We start from the raw sequence: 391 nt of genomic DNA on the forward strand, positions 1-391 counted from the left end.
ACCTACCTGTTCGACTTCTCTGAAAAAGATACCTGGACACTTTTCCATTCCTATTGTTTCGATTTCTCTGTCTGGGAAATGTATGGCGCTTTACTCTATGGCGGCAAGCTGGTCATTGTTCCGAAAATCATTGCACAAAATGCCAATGACTTCCTACAGTTATTACAACAACAACAGGTAACGGTACTCAATCAAACACCCGGCGCTTTCTACCACCTGCTGGCCGCAACCCTGGAACAACCAGCAGCGGACCTCAGCGTGCGCTATGTGATATTCGGAGGCGAGGCACTCAAGCCCGGAAAGCTCAAAGGATGGTACGAAAAATACCCTGCCTGCAAGCTGATTAACATGTATGGCATCACCGAAACAACGGTGCATGTTACGTATAAAG

The 391-nt window shown here is 47.3% G+C and carries 1 protein-coding gene; it reads left to right on the plus strand.

What is annotated here, in order from left to right:
* Nucleotides 1-391, plus strand: a 391-nt coding sequence (locus AC1DP6_RS36605) for an AMP-binding protein (protein WP_477059330.1), incomplete at both ends; no start/stop codon positions are given.

It is taken from the genome of Chitinophaga sp. 01L420 (genome assembly GCF_056399985.1).